Below are 14456 nucleotides of genomic sequence, written 5' to 3'. Positions count from 1 at the left end.
ACAATGCTGCTTATTGAGAATCTTTAAAAATAAACCCCGAGATCGCCCTTAAAGTTCCTCTAACAGCCACCACAGAATCATCCACATGAGTACATACCAAGGAATCGCAAAAAAGATTCCGGCGATCGTCCATCCTCGTTGGTGGCTTTTGAACTGTTCGATACTGCGCCAGCGACGGCTTTTCCAGGCCCACTCATTCCCCTTGTAGCCGAGTAGGACATTGACGATCGAACCAAACGGAAAAGGCATCCAGGAGAGCAGACCGAACCAAACTCGATTGGTTAAGGGCCACCAATTGGCCATCAGGAAAGCCCCCCAATTCCAGCCGAGAATTTCCTCGGGAACGGGAACGTTCGGATCGAAGATGCCGCCTTGTCCGGAGGTATTGGCGATCGCCTGTTGGGGAACCGTCGCGAGCGCGCGCGGGGGAGCGTCGAGAGCTTCTTTAGCTTCCCGGGCGCTCGCAAACCGCCTTTCGACAGAGGGTTCGGTCATTTTTTCCAACCAGCAGATCAGTCCCTCGCTGGCGCTGATGCGATCGCGAAACTGAAAGCGTAAGTCCGCTTGGGGTAAATCCGCCGGGGCAATTCCCGAGAGTAAATGAATTAACGTGGCGCCCAAAGCGTAGAGATCGGACGCGGGAACCGTGCGACCGCCGAACTGTTCCATCGGGGCGTAGCCGTAGGTTCCGACCACGGTAAAGGTGGATCCTTCGATCGCCGATTTATCTTGAACCGCGCCGAAATCGACGAGATAGACCTGCCAAGAATCATCGACGAGCAAGTTACTCGGTTTGAGATCCCGATGGAGGACGGGAGGATTGAGGTGGTGCAAATAAATGAGAATATCCAACAGCTCCCGAGCAATGCGGCGCACGTCGCGTTCGTCGAACCGTTTCCCGTTTTCCTGCCATTGTTTTAACGAATTGGCGGGAATATATTCTTGCACCAGTGCGAACCACAACGAGCGATCGTCGATATGGAAATAGTCGCGATATCGAGGAATGCGAGGGTGCTGCAGTTGTTGCAAAATATGGGCTTCTCGCTCGAACAGTTTGAGATGTTCCCATTGCACCTCGCCGCCAAAGGGGAGCAGTTTGAGTACGACGCGATCGTCGCTATCGGGGGGAGCTTGCAAGTCCTTCGCGAGCCAAGTTTGGCGAACTTGGTTCTCGCTCAAACGGTGTTGCAGTTGGTAGCGTTCGTGCAGTAGGCGATCGGGTTCGAGCATGATAGTCCCCTCGGGCGAACGGGATTGATTTTAGATTTTAGATTTTAGAGGGAGTTCAAGGGGAGATCTATGCGGGCAAGATGCCCGCAACACAGGGGTTTGAGCTGGGTCGATTCCCTACTCCCGATTTCCTCCCCTACCGGAAACCTAGGGTCTTTCTAGGGAATTACCAAACCGTTTGAACAACCACGAACTCAAGCCACTAATCAGGGCGCCTGCCATCAGAATCCCGATCGCGGGGGTAAATAGGGGATCCCAGAGGCTGTACCACAGATCGAGGCCCAAGTTAATCCCTGTAGAGCGACCGACGACGGCGATCGCAAACCAGAAAAACGAGAACAGGACTAAGAAAACGTCGGCGACTAAAAAAAGATTGAGCCAATTTAAAAGTTTTTCTTTCATCGGCGCTTGGGGGAATGCGTTTGGTAAATGGGGCGGATTCGGTTAGCTGAAGTTCCGACTCCAATAGAGGCGGGGGAAACGGCGGTAGGCGATCGCGCCGAAATTGAGGGTCAGACAGACCGTAGCGAGGAAAAAGAGGATGTAAGTTGGGGCCATGACCACGCCTTCGAGAAGCCAGCAGATGACGTGAGCGGCGATCGCCAACGCATAGCAACTCGCCACCGTCGCCATCAGGCGCACGCGATCGCGGGAATAGCCGCCAAAGGTGAAAACCAAGGTTTGCAAAGTCGCCAGCAAGTTCGCCGGGACGAGAAACGCGCAAATAGCAATGCAGTGGGTTCGTGAAAATTCCGAGATGACATCAAACATGAGAAGATTGCAATGCGATTGTTCTAGCAATTGTCGCACATTCTTTGTCGTTACCCGAGACGCGATCTATGGAGAATCCTGACGTACAAAATTTAGTGGCCGCCGGATTGGCGGGGGTCATTTTCCTCGGCGCCATGTTGATGATGTTCACCAATTTTTGGACGAACAAGGGCAAAAGGTAGGGCGATCGCCCCGGGCGTGCCTGGAAAGTTCGCATCTGTCGGGCGATCGCTATATGATGGGAAAAACTGGTTTTAGCGTGGGTCTGACTTCATGCCATATGTCGATCTTTTCGGTCAATTGAGCGCCAAATTGAGCGCCAGTCTCGTACTGGCGATCGCCCTGATGCCCTTCGGCGGATCGATCGCCCGTGCTGACGATGGCGATCCGGTGTTCTTGCTCGATACTCAATGTGTGGAAACCGGACTGGGACGCTGGCAGGAAGAGAAGCAAGATATTACTGTCGGGCGCAAAGTTTATCGATCGTATATGTTTGGCGGACCCGGCAGCCGAGAAGCGAGTTTGACCTGTCGGATTACTCCCGACGAAGACGAAGACATTCCGGCGGGATTTCGCCTGTTGCAACTGCAATTCGGGATGCGCGATCGCGATCCGGGACGACCTGCGACGATCGTCAACATTTATCTAGACGGCGAGCGTTCGGCCTCGCGGCGGCTCTTTCCCGGGGAACTGGCAGAACTCGTACTCGATGTCACCGATATTGAAAACGTGGCGATCGAGACCGTCTGTTCCACCCCGAATCAATACTGCGATCGCGTCTACTTTTTCCAAAGTGAGATCGCTCCCACGACCAGCTTACCGGAAGCATTGCGGGAGTCCGCCATTGACATTGAAGTTAACGGACCGGACAATCGGGAGCCATCCGACACCCTCCCGCAACTTTAGAGCGCGCCTTCGTCGTTAGGCGATCGCCACTCCTTCAACGAGAACGTTTGTCCCGATCCCGGCGTCGGCGATCGCGCCATTCCACCGCCGTCAGGTAGACAATTCCCAACGTCACTGCAAGCATCAATCCTAACGCGGCGATTCCCAATCCCAAATACAGGGATGACGGTACCGATGTTTCCACAATTCCTCCTAAACCGAAAAACCCCAAGGGGCAAATTATACCAATTTTCCACACCTTGCAAGTCCTGCGATCCTACTCCATTTCGTCAGCTTCCCCTTGTAAACCTTGCAATAACTGGACGAGTGCTTCCTCAGAACAGGCTTCGATCGCGCCTTCAAACGCATCGAGCAATCGAGCAGCCGTTTCCCCCAACGTCGGACTCATTCCCCAGACATCTTGTACCCACTCTCGGGGTCGTTCTTCATCGAAAATCAGTTGCTGTAACTGTCGTTTGGCTTCACGTTTAGAGATAGACATAGTTCGCAATTGTCGAGGCTGGACTGTCAATTTTATTATTTAGATTTTAGAGTTTAAGATAGGTAAAAGACAAGACAGCAGAAGCGATCGCCCGGGATGACAAAATTTAAGTGATTTTAGGTTCACAATCGGCGATCGCCCAACCTTTCTCGATTGTTGTTGAGGTTTTAACCCATGTCAATAGAAGAATCGAACCCCTTTTTAATTCGCCATCGCGATCTCAAACAATCTGCCGAAGTACCCTTCAGGCATCCCTTCAATCCTAACTCGGAACTTTACCTGCATTCTCTCAGTGATTTAGTCGGATTGCAGCGCACGATCGTCCGCTTAGGTCGCATTCCTCCCGGCAAAGAATCCTTTATCTATCACGCACACCACCACGAAGAAGAATTTCTTTATATCCTCTCCGGACGGGGAATTGCCGAAGTAGACGATCGCGAATTTGAAGTCGAACCCGGCGACTTTCTTGGATTTCCTACGCCCTCTGTCGCCCACCACCTCCGTAATCCCTTCGATACCGATTTAATTTATTTAATGGGTGGGGAAAGAAAAGCCATAGAAATTGGCGACTACCCCCGCTTAAACAAGCGTGTCATCCGCGATGGCAACCAGGCTGCCTATACGATCGACATCGATAAAACAGAGCCATTTTTTCGAGAGCCGCCGCCAGAAGAAATGCCGTAATTGCGATCGCGGTAAGGGTTTAAGAAAGTAGGGCTAAAAAAATCCTCTTTCTCCTATCGATGCGATCGCAAAAATCAGCCGTCGTCCCGAGATGAGAAATATAGCTATAGCGATCCTATCTGAGTTCTACAATCAATTGAAAATGAGGAGTAGAAGTCAGTGGGACGGTCTCAATTCGAGGGTTTAACCTGTCATTTTCGTAAAAACACCGAATTCAGAAAGCAATTTCTGAATTCGCCCAACGATCGGATTGCTCATCTTGGGATCGCCTTACGAATCTTCCTCCAATTTAAACGGATTGACCGCCAAATCGCGATCGTAAACATCGAGTCGTTCCCGGTCTTTGAGAAAAGCGACAACCCAATAGGTCAAGGGAGTAGCTAAGATTTCGTAAGTGGATTTAAACAACCATTGAACCACGATCGCCTCTCCCATCCCAGGGAAAGGAATCGTCCCCAAAAAGGCGATCGTCACAAAAACCACAGAATCCAATCCTTGACCGACTAAAGTAGACCCAATCGTTCGCATCCACAAGTAGCGACCACCGGTGATGACTTTCAATTTCGCTAAAACAATCGCATTGGTAAATTCCCCAATTAAATAAGCTAAAAAAGAAGCCAACAACAAACGGGGCGTATAACCTAAAATCCGATTGTAAGCCCCTTGTCCGTCCCAAAAAGACGCCCCCGGCAACCCTTGAGCGATCGCGATCGCCGCGACCGCCAATAAATTGCAAAAAAATCCCAACCAAATCACCCGTTTGGTGGCGCGATAACCGTAAACTTCAGTTAAAACATCCCCACAAATATAACTGATGGGAAAAATCACGATCGCCGCCGTCACCACAAAGCCGAACACCTCAATTAATTTAACCGCAATAATATTAGACGTAATCAAACAGGTGATAAAAAGGGCGACGATAGCAACAAACCAAATTGAATAAGTCTTTTTACGATCGGACATAAGCATTTTAAGATAGAGTAAAGAGTTTGAGGAGGTGCGATCGCCGAGTCAAGTCAACAGATTGAGGATTGAATATTATCGCATGAGTGCCGAAATTGATTCGATTTTGAAACAATTTGAACGCTTCGGGGTCAATCTCGGATTAGACCGGATTCGCCGCTTACTGGACGATTTAGGCAACCCGCAACAACAAGTCCCCCTCATTCACGTGGCGGGAACCAACGGTAAAGGATCGGTTTGTGCGTATTTATCGGCGATCCTCAAAGCGGCGGGTTATCGCGTCGGTCGCTATACTTCACCGCACTTAATCGACTGGACGGAACGAATTTGTATCGACGATCGCCCGATTTCCGAACCGAAATTAACAGAAGTATTATCTCAAGTAAGAGATGCGATTGCCCCCGACGCCGAAACCCCCACCCAATTTGAAGTGATTACCGCCGCCGCTTGGCTGCACTTCGCCCGGGAAGGGGTCGATGTCGCCGTGATGGAAGTCGGACTCGGCGGACGCTTGGATGCGACCAACGCGATCGATCGCCCTTTAGTCAGTGTCATTACATCGATCGGCTGGGAACACTGGCAGCGTCTCGGGCCGACCTTGGCCGATATTGCCGGAGAGAAAGCGGGTATCCTCAAATCGGACTGTCCGGCGGTGGTGGGGAATTTGCCCTCGGAGGCGATCGCCGTCGTCCGAGCCAAGATCGCCGAACTCGGCTGTCCGGCAGTGTTTCCAGCCCCTGCCCTTCCCGTCGCCGACCCGCCGGACGATCGCCAATGGGTTCGAGCTGAGGGCATTCAATACCCGTTACCCCTGCTCGGTGACGTGCAGTTGCAAAACTCCGCCCTGGCGATCGCCGCGATCCGGGTATTGCGCGATCGCGGCTGGAACATCGACGATCGCGCGATCGTCGAAGGCATGAGTCTCGCACAATGGCCGGGACGATTGCAGTATTTTATGTTTCATAACACTAAAATTTTAATAGACGGCGCTCACAATACCGAGGCGGCGAAAGTATTGCGCCGTTATGTCGATCGTTTGGACTTCACCGAAAACCGGATAACTTGGGTGATGGGAATGCTTTCGACAAAAGATCGCGAAGGCATTTTCAAAACCTTATTACGATCGCAGAATCGTTTATATCTCGTCCCCGTCCCGGACCACAGCAGCGCCATCCCCGAGGAGTTAGCGGAATTAGCCGCCCAAATTTGCCCGGATTTAGCCGAGATTCGCTGTTTCCCCGACGTTATCCCCGCCTTAGAAGCGGCGATCGACCTAGAAGAGAGTTTGACTATTTTATGCGGTTCTCTCTATTTATTGGGTTATTTTTTAGGCAAAATGCGCTGAGAAACACGGTGCTAAATCCCTGTAAGGACACGGCAATATCGTGTCCTTACAATCCCTGCATTTTAAAATTTAACCGGCTCGATCTAAAATCCCCGACTGTTCCATTGTTCCGCAGCATCCGCGATCGCGCGATCGATGGTTTTCTCGTCCAACATCGCCGCTTGCAAATTATCGTAAATAATCTTTTGCAATTGCTGAACCCCTTCAATAGCGGGGATTAACGACTCGGCGTCGGCGAGTTCGGCGGCGCTGATGATGCGCGCGCGATCGAGGGCCGAGGCATTTTCCGGCAGGTCTTGGAAGTAAGGATCGGCTAAAGAAGCCGCCGTCGAAGGCAGGACGTTCGCCGCTTTGGCAAAAGCAAGCTGATTTTCGGGATTGGTGACAAATAACGCAAATTTGAGGGCGTCGTCCGGGCGATCGCTATCCTGGGGAATGACTAAATTCATCACCGCCGCCGCTTTTTTACCCGTTTTCCCGGTAATTTGGGGCGCGGCTGCCGAAACGCGGGCAATTTCGGGAGCATTTTGTTCGATCGTTTGGAAAAATTGCGGACCGGAACCGAGTAAGGCGATTTCTCCAGCTTGGTAGAGTTGGACTGCTTGGCGGTGTCCTTGGGTTAAGACTTCCCGAGGTAATAACCCGGCTTTGAACAAATCGACCCAATATTGAAAAGCCGCTTGACCTTCGGGAGTATTGAAGGCGGCGTTACCGTCGTCATCGACCAGGGTGACTCCCATTTGCACCATCGATTCGAGGACTTCCCCAGAGTCGCCGGGAACGAAGGTGACGAAAAAGGCATATTTTCCCGTTTTTTCGCGGACTTGGCGGGCGACTTCGGCGAGTTCGGCGTAAGTGGTCGGGGGTTGGGCGATTTCCGCTTGTTGGAACAGGTCGCTATTGTAGATCGTGATGCGAGTGGTGACGTACCAGGGAATGCCGAAACTGTTATCCCCAAGGGTGCTAGCTTTCCAGATATTGGGTAAATATTGCTGACGATCCTCTGGCGAGAGCTTAGAATCGAGATCTAACCAAGCGTTGCGACCTGCAAGGAGGGTAGCAAAATTCGGGTTGAGATTGACCACATCCGGGGCGGTTTTGGCGGAAACGGCAGCTAAAATTTTGCTTTCCATCGCCGACCAAGGAACGTCAACCCAGCGCACTTGCAGATCCGGGTTTTCCGCTTCAAACGTGGCGATCGCCCGGTCGAAATAGTCGGTAAACTGGGGCTGAAGTTGCATCGTCCAGAATTCGACTTGAGGGCGATCCGAAGCGGAATCCGACGGGGAATCCGGGCCGGGGGTACAGGCGGCGATCGCCCAACTGAGCAGCATTCCCAACAGTGCAAACGTTGCGAACCTTTTCCAGGTTTTCATGGTCGGTCTCGTTCCTCGGACAACTCGTTTTTGCCACAATACAACCCGCCTGACGCGCGCGATCGCGGCGGACTGTTGTCAGTTTAGCTTTAAGCGCGGCGATCGCCCCTCGGTGGCAGACAAGACGATCGTTTTTGTTTTTGCTACCCTAGCGAACAATTCGAGATCGCGGTTGGAAACAGCCCTCGACAGGCGATCGTCCGACCGCCCAACTCCCAGATCGACCCAGAGAATGCCCCGCGCGATGGCGATCGTCACCGCCGTGGGCATAATCGTATTGATAGCGTCGGTCATCTCCGTCCCCCGGGCGATCGCCGTCGGCTCATCCGTCCTTCATTCGCGAATACAACGACAACCGCACCCCGCACGCTCAGTGAAGGGGATTGATGGCTCACCTTCCGTTAGCTGACCCGCCTCAGTCTGGACTGACTCCGTTTTCAAGGTCATGACACCTACGAATGCTTTCCAGTTTGTAGCTCGGTCGCTAACGCTTAAACAACTTAGGGAGTTTTGGAGATAACGATCGCGATCGCAGGGGTAACCCTACCTAATTTTCACCGATCGGATCGAGCTGCGCTTAATCGGTTTTCCTCCCTGCTTTAAAGAAGCAGGGCTTCCAACCATCCAGGAGATTTACGTGATTCAAGCCTTAAAACGTCTTTTTTCAAAAGGGTCTAGTGGCATCGGCGTGGAAATCGCCCCCGAACGGATTAATATCGTGCAACTACGCCCCTCCGGACCGGGATATAAATTGGAAGTTTACGCCACTGCCGAAGTCCCTGAAGGGGTGATTCAAGAAGGGTTAATTGCCGACCCTCCCGAACTGGCGTTGCTCTTGCACGATACCCTCGCCGAACACAATATCAAGCCGAAAAGTGTCGCGACAGCCATCCCCGCGAGAGAAGGAACGATCCGAATTTTACCCGTTCCTAAAGACTTGTTAGAAAACGCCGAAGAAATGCGCGAATACATGAACCAAGAAGCGGGATTGTATTTGCCTTTCCCGAGAGAAGAAGCGGATGTAGACTATCAACCTCTGGGGGAATTTACCGACGAAGATGGGATCGATAAAGTCCAAGTGCTGCTCGTCGCCACCCGCAAAGAAGTCACCGATACTTATTTGAATACGTTTCAGGAAGCGGGTTTAAAAATCGACGTTCTCGACTTAACCAGTTTTGCCCTGCTGCGAACAATTCGCAACCAACTGCTACAGTTAGCTCCAGAAGAAGCCGTCGTCATTGCCGACTTACAATTTGACAGCACGGAAATCGCGATCGTCGTCGATGGTATCCCCCAATTTTCCCGCACGATTACGATCGGGATGTACCAAGTGCAGACCGCCTTATCTCAAGCGATGAACCTACCGCCGTCGCGCAATACAGACATGCTCCAAGGTATGAACATTCCCGCCAACCCGTCAGAAATTTCCGGCTCGGGTAAAATGGGGGGAAATAACCCCGGAACCCAGGCCATGATTAAAATTCTGTCCGAGCTGGCCGACGAACTGCGGCGGTCGATCGATTTTTATGTCAATCAGAGTGACGGGCTCGAAGTCTCGCAACTCATGCTCGCCGGACCGGGTGCCGCGATCGGTGGCATTGACGAATTTTTCAATCAACGATTGAGTTTGCTCACCACGGTCATCGATCCGGTAGAGAATCTCGCTTTACAAGTCGATGAAGAACAATTACCCCTGTTGCAGCGCCCGGGATTGGGAGTCGTGCTGGGGTTAGCCATGCGGGAGACCTAAAAGACCATGTACAGTCTAGATATTAATTTTCTCAACGATCGCCCCGGGTTTAGGCAAGAACCCAAAGCCCCTCGGGGGAGTGCGCCCTCCACCGGGAAAGACCGCACGATCCAACTGATCGGACTGGGAGCCGGGGTGGCTTCTATTGCTTTAGTCTTAGGATTTTGGGCGTTTATCGAAGGCGATAACAGTCGCTTGCGCCAAGAAGAAGCCCAACTCCAAAGCGAACTCGACGGTTTGGGCAAAGGGGTTCAAGAACTCGAAGCCATTAATGCCGAAATCCAACAAATTCAGACTCAAGTTACATTTTTTGCCAATATTTTTAATACCTCGCTCAAACCGCTCTCGGCTTTGTTGCAAGAATTGCGCGAACAAGTTCCCGTCGGGGTTCAGGTGAGCAAAATGGAGCATACCCTCGACAAAGCCGAAGGGGACGAGATTCAAAGCGATTCGCCCTGGAGTATTGTCAGACAAGAAGTGACAATTTCCGGCTTGTCGCGGTCCTTTGATGAGGTCAACGACTTCGTACTGACCCTGAAAAGCTCGCCGTTTTTTGTAGACGAACAGACCGAACTGGTGGTCGCCGAATTGGTTGACAATCCCACGGCGATCGAATGCGATAAAAAGTTTGAAGATACGGACGTGACTTGTCCTCCGGACGGGTTTCAACTGCCCAAAGTCGTGCAGTATACGATTACGGCGCGGGTGAGCAATGCACCAGCCGCTACCATGCTGGCCGAACTCCAACGCAATGGAGCTGACGGTCTGACCACTCGGATTAAAACACTTGAAGGATTGGGGGTACTCGAACGATGACATTCAGTGACGAGTTTATACCGATGGAAGAGCCGCAAGAGGCTCCCCCTCCTCCGGGTAGTATTGTGTTTGCCGGAGTGGTGTTAACGCCCAAAATTCAAGGGATTGCTTTTGGGGTACTCGGCGCCGCTTTGGCTGGGGTTTTGGTGTGGAAGTTGCTGCTGCCCGCATTGAGCCAAAATCAAGAGCTGAAAGCTTCGATCGACAGTAAAACAGGAGAGATCGAAGCGACGAAAGAGCGGGTGAAAAGGTTGGAAGCTGCCCGCAATAATTTGGAAGAGGTCAAACAGCGTAAAGAAAATGTATTGGCGTTATTTTCGCAGCAAGGCGGTTTAGAAACGTTGTTGCTCGATATCAACGCGATCGTCAAGCCGAAGCAAGGGGCGAAATTAGAGTTATTTAAACCTCAAGAAAAATTGGATAATGCTTGGATTTTTGAGGCGGGAGCTGCCGGAGGAAACCAAGCTGCTGCCAATCAATCTTCGGGGGGAGCAGAGGGCGACAACGCAGCCGCCGCACCGACGGCAGCTTCGTTAAGTCTGTCTCAGGCGATCGAAGGGACTAGCCGCGAGTTGAAAATGCAGGGGAATTTCGAGCAGACTCGGGAAACGCTCAGAGATATCGAACGGCTGCAACAATTGATCGCGATCGACCAATTCACCTCCGAATTGACTCCCGAAAGTCAGAAGATTTTTGTCGATCCGAGCGGCCAAATTACAGGACAAGAAACGCCCAAACTGAATACGTCGTTTAAGTTATTGGCGATCGTGCCGAAATCTCAAGAAGAGTTGCAAAAACTGGCCGCTCCGCCACCTCCGAAAGAGGAAGGGGAAGGCGAAGAAAATCAGTAAAGGGGTTTGGTTTTCTTGAAAGGCGATCGCCGTCGGTGAAGGGAATGTTGCGAAAAACAAAAATTGCCTCATCATTGATTGACAATTGCGGGCGATCGCTTCAGACTAGCGACTAAACCGTTATCGTTTTCATGGTTGGAAATTTCATTAGCGTTTAGTAGATCGAAGGGAGGAGGGAACGGTGAGACAGGAATTAGCACTCGGTTATCTTTTTGGAGCCAGCGCGATCGCGATCGCGATCGCCCAGCCCGCCTGGGCGCAACCCACGCAAGTGACCGGAGTGCGCTTGAATCCAAGTGGCGGCGGCGTCGAAGTCATCCTTGAGGGCAGTGGGGGCGATCGTCCCCAAGTCTTTACAGTCAATCGCGGTAACGATGTCGTCGCCGATATCGTCAACGCCCAGCTCAGCTTACCCGGCGGTCAGAGCTTCCGGGAAAACAACCCCGCCCCCGGAATTACATCCGTCGTCGTTACCCCCCTCGATGCCAATAGCATCCGCGTCGTCGTCACCGGGAGCAATAGCCCCCCCCAAGTGACCATCGACCAAGCCAACTCCGGCGGAATTTTACTCGGCTACACCACAGGCGGCAACACCGCAGCCGTTCCCAGCACCACCACCCCCCCACCCCCTCCCTCGACGGCTCAACGACAGCCGGACGTGATGGTTCCCAATCCAGACGTCACCATCGACGGCTTACCCACCGCCAACAACGGCAGAGTCAGCCAGCAACAACCGCCCCCGTTTTTACCCCGCGCCGTCGCCCCTCCCGTCGGTGACATCGCTATTTCTAATGTCATTCCCGGCGTAGAAGCTATCAATCTCGGTACGGGGGAACGGATCGATCGCCTCGTCTTGCGCGACGCCCCCGTTAGAGACGTCCTCGCCTTACTCGCCAGAGCCGCCGGACTCAACCTCGCTTACGTTCCCGGTTACGATACCAGTGAAGATCCAGGTGCCCCAAGAACGTCAGTCACTCGTGATTTTGGCGAACTCAGCGAAGAAAGTACCGAAGCGGTAGAAATCGGTACGCGCACGATTTCCCTCGACATTCAAGACGAAAGTATTAACGACGTTTTTAACTACATTCTGCGCTTGGCAGAACTTGAATCTAATCGAGTTGGATCGACCATCTTTGTCGGCCCACGCCTCCCCGATAGCGCCCGCAACGTCGTTACCCGTACCCTCAGACTCAATCAACTCGAACTTTTGCCCACTTTGAACTTCTTAGTTGCTCAAGGGGCAGAACGCAATGAAGTCAGTACGACCACCCAAATCGTGACCACTGGGGAAGGAGCGACGGCTCAGCAATTCACGAACACCACAACCCGAGTTGAATTGCTCGCAGCAGATAGTCTTGAAGAGCCTTATGTCGGATATGCCGCTTTACCTTTAAAAGGGGTTTTAATCTCTGGTGACGAGCGCACGAACTCGATCACGATTGTCGGGCCGCCGAGCAAGGTGCAATTAGCGACGGCGATGCTGAGTCAACTCGATGTCCGTCAGCGACAAGTGGCCGTCAATGTCAAGGTAATTGACGTCAACCTCAGCAATAGCGACGAATTTAATACCAGTTTCTCCTTTGGAATTAACGACACCTTTTTTGTCAATGATGGTGGAGCGGCAGCCGTTAACTTTGGCGGCTATAATCCCCCGAGTCGGGCTTCGGCGACCCAAGGTTTGATCGTTCCTCCCGTAATTAACAACCCCATCCAAGGTGAGACCCAATTCGATCGCGAAAATACGATTAATGTCCCTCTGACTGCTCCAGGATCGGGCGGACTGTTCTTGCGTCCCCTTCCTCCGGTGAGTAACAACCCCTTGCGGGTTCGCGTCTCGGATTACGAAGTTTTTACAGTGGATAACGATGGCAATATTGAAGTCGGTAGCGCTGAATTTAGTTTGCCTGGGTTGTTCAAATATCCCCAGCGTTTCTTAGCTACTCTGCAAGCGCAGATTCTCAGTCGGAATGCCAAGATCTTGACCGATCCGACCCTGGTGGTACAAGAGGGTCAACAAGCCAGCGTTGCACTCACCCAACAAGTTGTTGAAAGTATTGAAGTTGTCTTTACTGACACCAATGCTGGAACTCGCGAAACCCGAAATGCTCAATTTGCAGATGTCGGACTGACTCTAGATGTGGCAGTCGAACGGATTGACGATAATGGCTTCGTGTCACTTCGGTTAAATCCAACGGTCAGTTCTCCTATCGGACAACAAGATACAGGAGGTGGAGGGTTTGTCACTCTCGTTCAAACCCGAAGTCTTGACTCAGGTACGATTCGCTTACGCGACGGTCAAACTTTGATTGTTTCGGGGATTATTCAAGACCAAGACCGGACGACGGTGAGTAAAGTCCCGATTTTGGGTGATTTACCTTTAATTGGCTCCTTATTCCGCAGTACCAATAAAACTAACGAACGGGCGGAAGTGATCGTCTTGCTGACGCCTCAGATTCTCGACGATTCGGATATGGCGAACTACGGATATGGCTACAGTCCCGGTCCGGAGGCCCGACAACTGATGAATCGATAAGACGATCGCCCCTCATTCACCAGTTGGGATAAGTTCTAGCCGAATTTCTCGCCGTTTCAACGGATTTTCCCAGCCCGGGCATGTTAAACTAACCCATAAGTCAAACCCCTGCTATCCAGATAGCAGGGGTTTTTCAGTAAGGATAAGGATTGCATTATTTTTTGTGTTGCTACGTTTAGCATTACAAAAAACCGATCGCCAACCGGGCGATCGCCCCCGGCGGCCCGAGTCTTTACAAAAAAAAATGCCCAAATCCATATAAATTAAAGGTTTCATCGATCCATATTGGGCTAGCAGACATTAGAATAATGCAGTGAAAAGTTGAGTCTGTGGGAGTTTCAGCCATTTATTCGGCAAAATCCCCCAAAATCTCTAGGCGATCGCCGCTCTCGTTCGAGATCGACGCGGTTGCTTAACACTTTTCCGAACAAAAGTCAAGGAGTATTGGCATGAATAAAGGTGAATTAGTTGATGCCGTTGCCGACAAGGCGAGTGTCACGAAAAAACAAGCCGATGCCGTGTTGACGGCAGCCTTAGAAACGATCATCGATGCGGTTTCCTCCGGCGACAAAGTAACCTTAGTCGGTTTTGGTTCCTTTGAATCGCGCGAGCGGAAAGCGCGCGAAGGTCGCAATCCGAAAACGGGAGACAAAATGGAAATCCCGGCGACAAGGGTTCCCGCGTTCTCCGCAGGCAAGCTGTTCAAAGAACGGGTGGCCCCTAAGTAAGGGCGACCTAAACGGTTTGTCG

The 14456-nt window shown here is 51.8% G+C and carries 16 protein-coding genes; 8 read left to right on the top strand and 8 right to left on the bottom strand.

What is annotated here, in order from left to right; all coding sequences use genetic code 11:
• Positions 1 to 48: 48 nt before the first annotated feature.
• The 3 genes from HCG48_RS08080 to HCG48_RS08070 all read right to left on the bottom strand — a co-directional run bounded on the left by HCG48_RS08080 (position 49) and on the right by HCG48_RS08070 (position 2001).
• Positions 49 to 1230, bottom strand: a complete 1182-nt coding sequence (locus tag HCG48_RS08080) for a serine/threonine protein kinase (RefSeq protein ID WP_168568701.1) — start codon at positions 1228 to 1230, stop codon at positions 49 to 51.
• A gap of 147 nt (positions 1231 to 1377) precedes the next feature.
• Positions 1378 to 1632, bottom strand: a complete 255-nt coding sequence (locus HCG48_RS08075; RefSeq protein WP_168568700.1) for a DUF8620 family protein — start codon at positions 1630 to 1632, stop codon at positions 1378 to 1380.
• Positions 1633 to 1674: 42 nt separating this feature from the next.
• The gene (locus HCG48_RS08070) at positions 1675 to 2001 is read right to left on the bottom strand and encodes a hypothetical protein (RefSeq protein WP_168568699.1); all 327 of its coding nucleotides are present in this window, start codon (positions 1999 to 2001) and stop codon (positions 1675 to 1677) included.
• Between the two features lie 273 nt (positions 2002 to 2274).
• Between HCG48_RS08070 and HCG48_RS08065 the strand changes: the two genes are divergently transcribed.
• Positions 2275 to 2907 (top strand): hypothetical protein, encoded by a 633-nt coding sequence (locus HCG48_RS08065; protein WP_168568698.1) that lies wholly within the window; start codon positions 2275 to 2277, stop codon positions 2905 to 2907.
• 34 nt (positions 2908 to 2941) lie between these two features.
• Here HCG48_RS08065 and HCG48_RS08060 read toward each other — a convergent pair whose 3' ends face one another.
• The gene (locus HCG48_RS08060; protein ID WP_168568697.1) at positions 2942 to 3091 is read right to left on the bottom strand and encodes a hypothetical protein; all 150 of its coding nucleotides are present in this window, start codon (positions 3089 to 3091) and stop codon (positions 2942 to 2944) included.
• A gap of 72 nt (positions 3092 to 3163) precedes the next feature.
• Positions 3164 to 3388, bottom strand: coding sequence for a hypothetical protein (locus HCG48_RS08055; protein ID WP_168568696.1), 225 nt, complete (start codon positions 3386 to 3388; stop codon positions 3164 to 3166).
• Between the two features lie 174 nt (positions 3389 to 3562).
• Here HCG48_RS08055 and HCG48_RS08050 point away from each other — a divergent pair, with 174 nt between their 5' ends.
• Positions 3563 to 4072 carry a cupin domain-containing protein gene (locus tag HCG48_RS08050; protein ID WP_168568695.1) on the top strand — a complete coding sequence of 170 codons (510 nt, stop codon included), beginning with the start codon at positions 3563 to 3565 and terminating at the stop codon, positions 4070 to 4072.
• A 270-nt stretch (positions 4073 to 4342) separates the two neighbouring features.
• Here the strand turns inward: HCG48_RS08050 and HCG48_RS08045 are convergent, their stop codons facing one another.
• The gene (locus HCG48_RS08045) at positions 4343 to 5035 is read right to left on the bottom strand and encodes a queuosine precursor transporter (RefSeq protein WP_168568694.1); all 693 of its coding nucleotides are present in this window, start codon (positions 5033 to 5035) and stop codon (positions 4343 to 4345) included.
• 82 nt (positions 5036 to 5117) lie between these two features.
• On the opposite strand from HCG48_RS08045, the gene HCG48_RS08040 reads away from it, so the two are divergent.
• Positions 5118 to 6380, top strand: a complete 1263-nt coding sequence (locus tag HCG48_RS08040) for a bifunctional folylpolyglutamate synthase/dihydrofolate synthase (RefSeq protein WP_168568693.1) — start codon at positions 5118 to 5120, stop codon at positions 6378 to 6380.
• An 83-nt stretch (positions 6381 to 6463) separates the two neighbouring features.
• Here HCG48_RS08040 and HCG48_RS08035 read toward each other — a convergent pair whose 3' ends face one another.
• Both HCG48_RS08035 and HCG48_RS08030 read right to left on the bottom strand, forming a co-directional pair.
• The gene (locus tag HCG48_RS08035) at positions 6464 to 7756 is read right to left on the bottom strand and encodes an ABC transporter substrate-binding protein (protein WP_168568692.1); all 1293 of its coding nucleotides are present in this window, start codon (positions 7754 to 7756) and stop codon (positions 6464 to 6466) included.
• Positions 7757 to 7834: 78 nt separating this feature from the next.
• The gene (locus HCG48_RS08030; protein ID WP_168568691.1) at positions 7835 to 8050 is read right to left on the bottom strand and encodes a hypothetical protein; all 216 of its coding nucleotides are present in this window, start codon (positions 8048 to 8050) and stop codon (positions 7835 to 7837) included.
• 343 nt (positions 8051 to 8393) lie between these two features.
• Here HCG48_RS08030 and pilM point away from each other — a divergent pair, with 343 nt between their 5' ends.
• The 5 genes from pilM (at position 8394) to hbs (ending at position 14434) form a co-directional block, all read left to right on the top strand.
• The gene (gene pilM, locus HCG48_RS08025) at positions 8394 to 9506 is read left to right on the top strand and encodes a type IV pilus assembly protein PilM (protein ID WP_168568690.1); all 1113 of its coding nucleotides are present in this window, start codon (positions 8394 to 8396) and stop codon (positions 9504 to 9506) included.
• 6 nt (positions 9507 to 9512) lie between these two features.
• On the top strand, positions 9513 to 10322 hold the full coding sequence (locus HCG48_RS08020; RefSeq protein WP_168568689.1) for a PilN domain-containing protein: 810 nt from the start codon (positions 9513 to 9515) through the stop codon (positions 10320 to 10322).
• Between the two features lie 23 nt (positions 10323 to 10345).
• Positions 10346 to 11173, top strand: a complete 828-nt coding sequence (locus tag HCG48_RS08015; RefSeq protein ID WP_168568688.1) for a hypothetical protein — start codon at positions 10346 to 10348, stop codon at positions 11171 to 11173.
• A 181-nt stretch (positions 11174 to 11354) separates the two neighbouring features.
• On the top strand, positions 11355 to 13706 hold the full coding sequence (locus tag HCG48_RS08010; protein WP_168568687.1) for a type IV pilus secretin family protein: 2352 nt from the start codon (positions 11355 to 11357) through the stop codon (positions 13704 to 13706).
• Positions 13707 to 14155: 449 nt separating this feature from the next.
• Entirely contained in the window at positions 14156 to 14434 is a 279-nt protein-coding gene (gene hbs / locus HCG48_RS08005; protein WP_168568686.1) for a non-specific DNA-binding protein Hbs, read from the top strand.
• Positions 14435 to 14456: the final 22 nt, after the last annotated feature.

Source organism: Oxynema aestuarii AP17, assembly GCF_012295525.1.
Classification (GTDB): Bacteria; Cyanobacteriota; Cyanobacteriia; order Cyanobacteriales; family Laspinemataceae; genus Oxynema; species Oxynema aestuarii.
Note: the sequence above shows the minus strand (reverse complement) of the source record. Positions and strands in the feature narration are given on the sequence as shown.

Coding starts and splice junctions, on each gene's coding strand:
- HCG48_RS08075 (WP_168568700.1), bottom strand. CDS start 1,632: ATGAAAGAAAAACTTTTAAATTGGCTCAATCTTTTTTTAGTCGCCGAC.
- HCG48_RS08020 (WP_168568689.1), top strand. CDS start 9,513: ATGTACAGTCTAGATATTAATTTTCTCAACGATCGCCCCGGGTTTAGG.
- HCG48_RS08040 (WP_168568693.1), top strand. CDS start 5,118: ATGAGTGCCGAAATTGATTCGATTTTGAAACAATTTGAACGCTTCGGG.
- HCG48_RS08035 (WP_168568692.1), bottom strand. CDS start 7,756: ATGAAAACCTGGAAAAGGTTCGCAACGTTTGCACTGTTGGGAATGCTG.
- HCG48_RS08045 (WP_168568694.1), bottom strand. CDS start 5,035: ATGTCCGATCGTAAAAAGACTTATTCAATTTGGTTTGTTGCTATCGTC.
- HCG48_RS08065 (WP_168568698.1), top strand. CDS start 2,275: ATGCCATATGTCGATCTTTTCGGTCAATTGAGCGCCAAATTGAGCGCC.
- HCG48_RS08015 (WP_168568688.1), top strand. CDS start 10,346: ATGGAAGAGCCGCAAGAGGCTCCCCCTCCTCCGGGTAGTATTGTGTTT.
- hbs (WP_168568686.1), top strand. CDS start 14,156: ATGAATAAAGGTGAATTAGTTGATGCCGTTGCCGACAAGGCGAGTGTC.
- HCG48_RS08070 (WP_168568699.1), bottom strand. CDS start 2,001: ATGTTTGATGTCATCTCGGAATTTTCACGAACCCACTGCATTGCTATT.
- HCG48_RS08055 (WP_168568696.1), bottom strand. CDS start 3,388: ATGTCTATCTCTAAACGTGAAGCCAAACGACAGTTACAGCAACTGATT.
- HCG48_RS08030 (WP_168568691.1), bottom strand. CDS start 8,050: ATGACCGACGCTATCAATACGATTATGCCCACGGCGGTGACGATCGCC.
- HCG48_RS08050 (WP_168568695.1), top strand. CDS start 3,563: ATGTCAATAGAAGAATCGAACCCCTTTTTAATTCGCCATCGCGATCTC.
- HCG48_RS08080 (WP_168568701.1), bottom strand. CDS start 1,230: ATGCTCGAACCCGATCGCCTACTGCACGAACGCTACCAACTGCAACAC.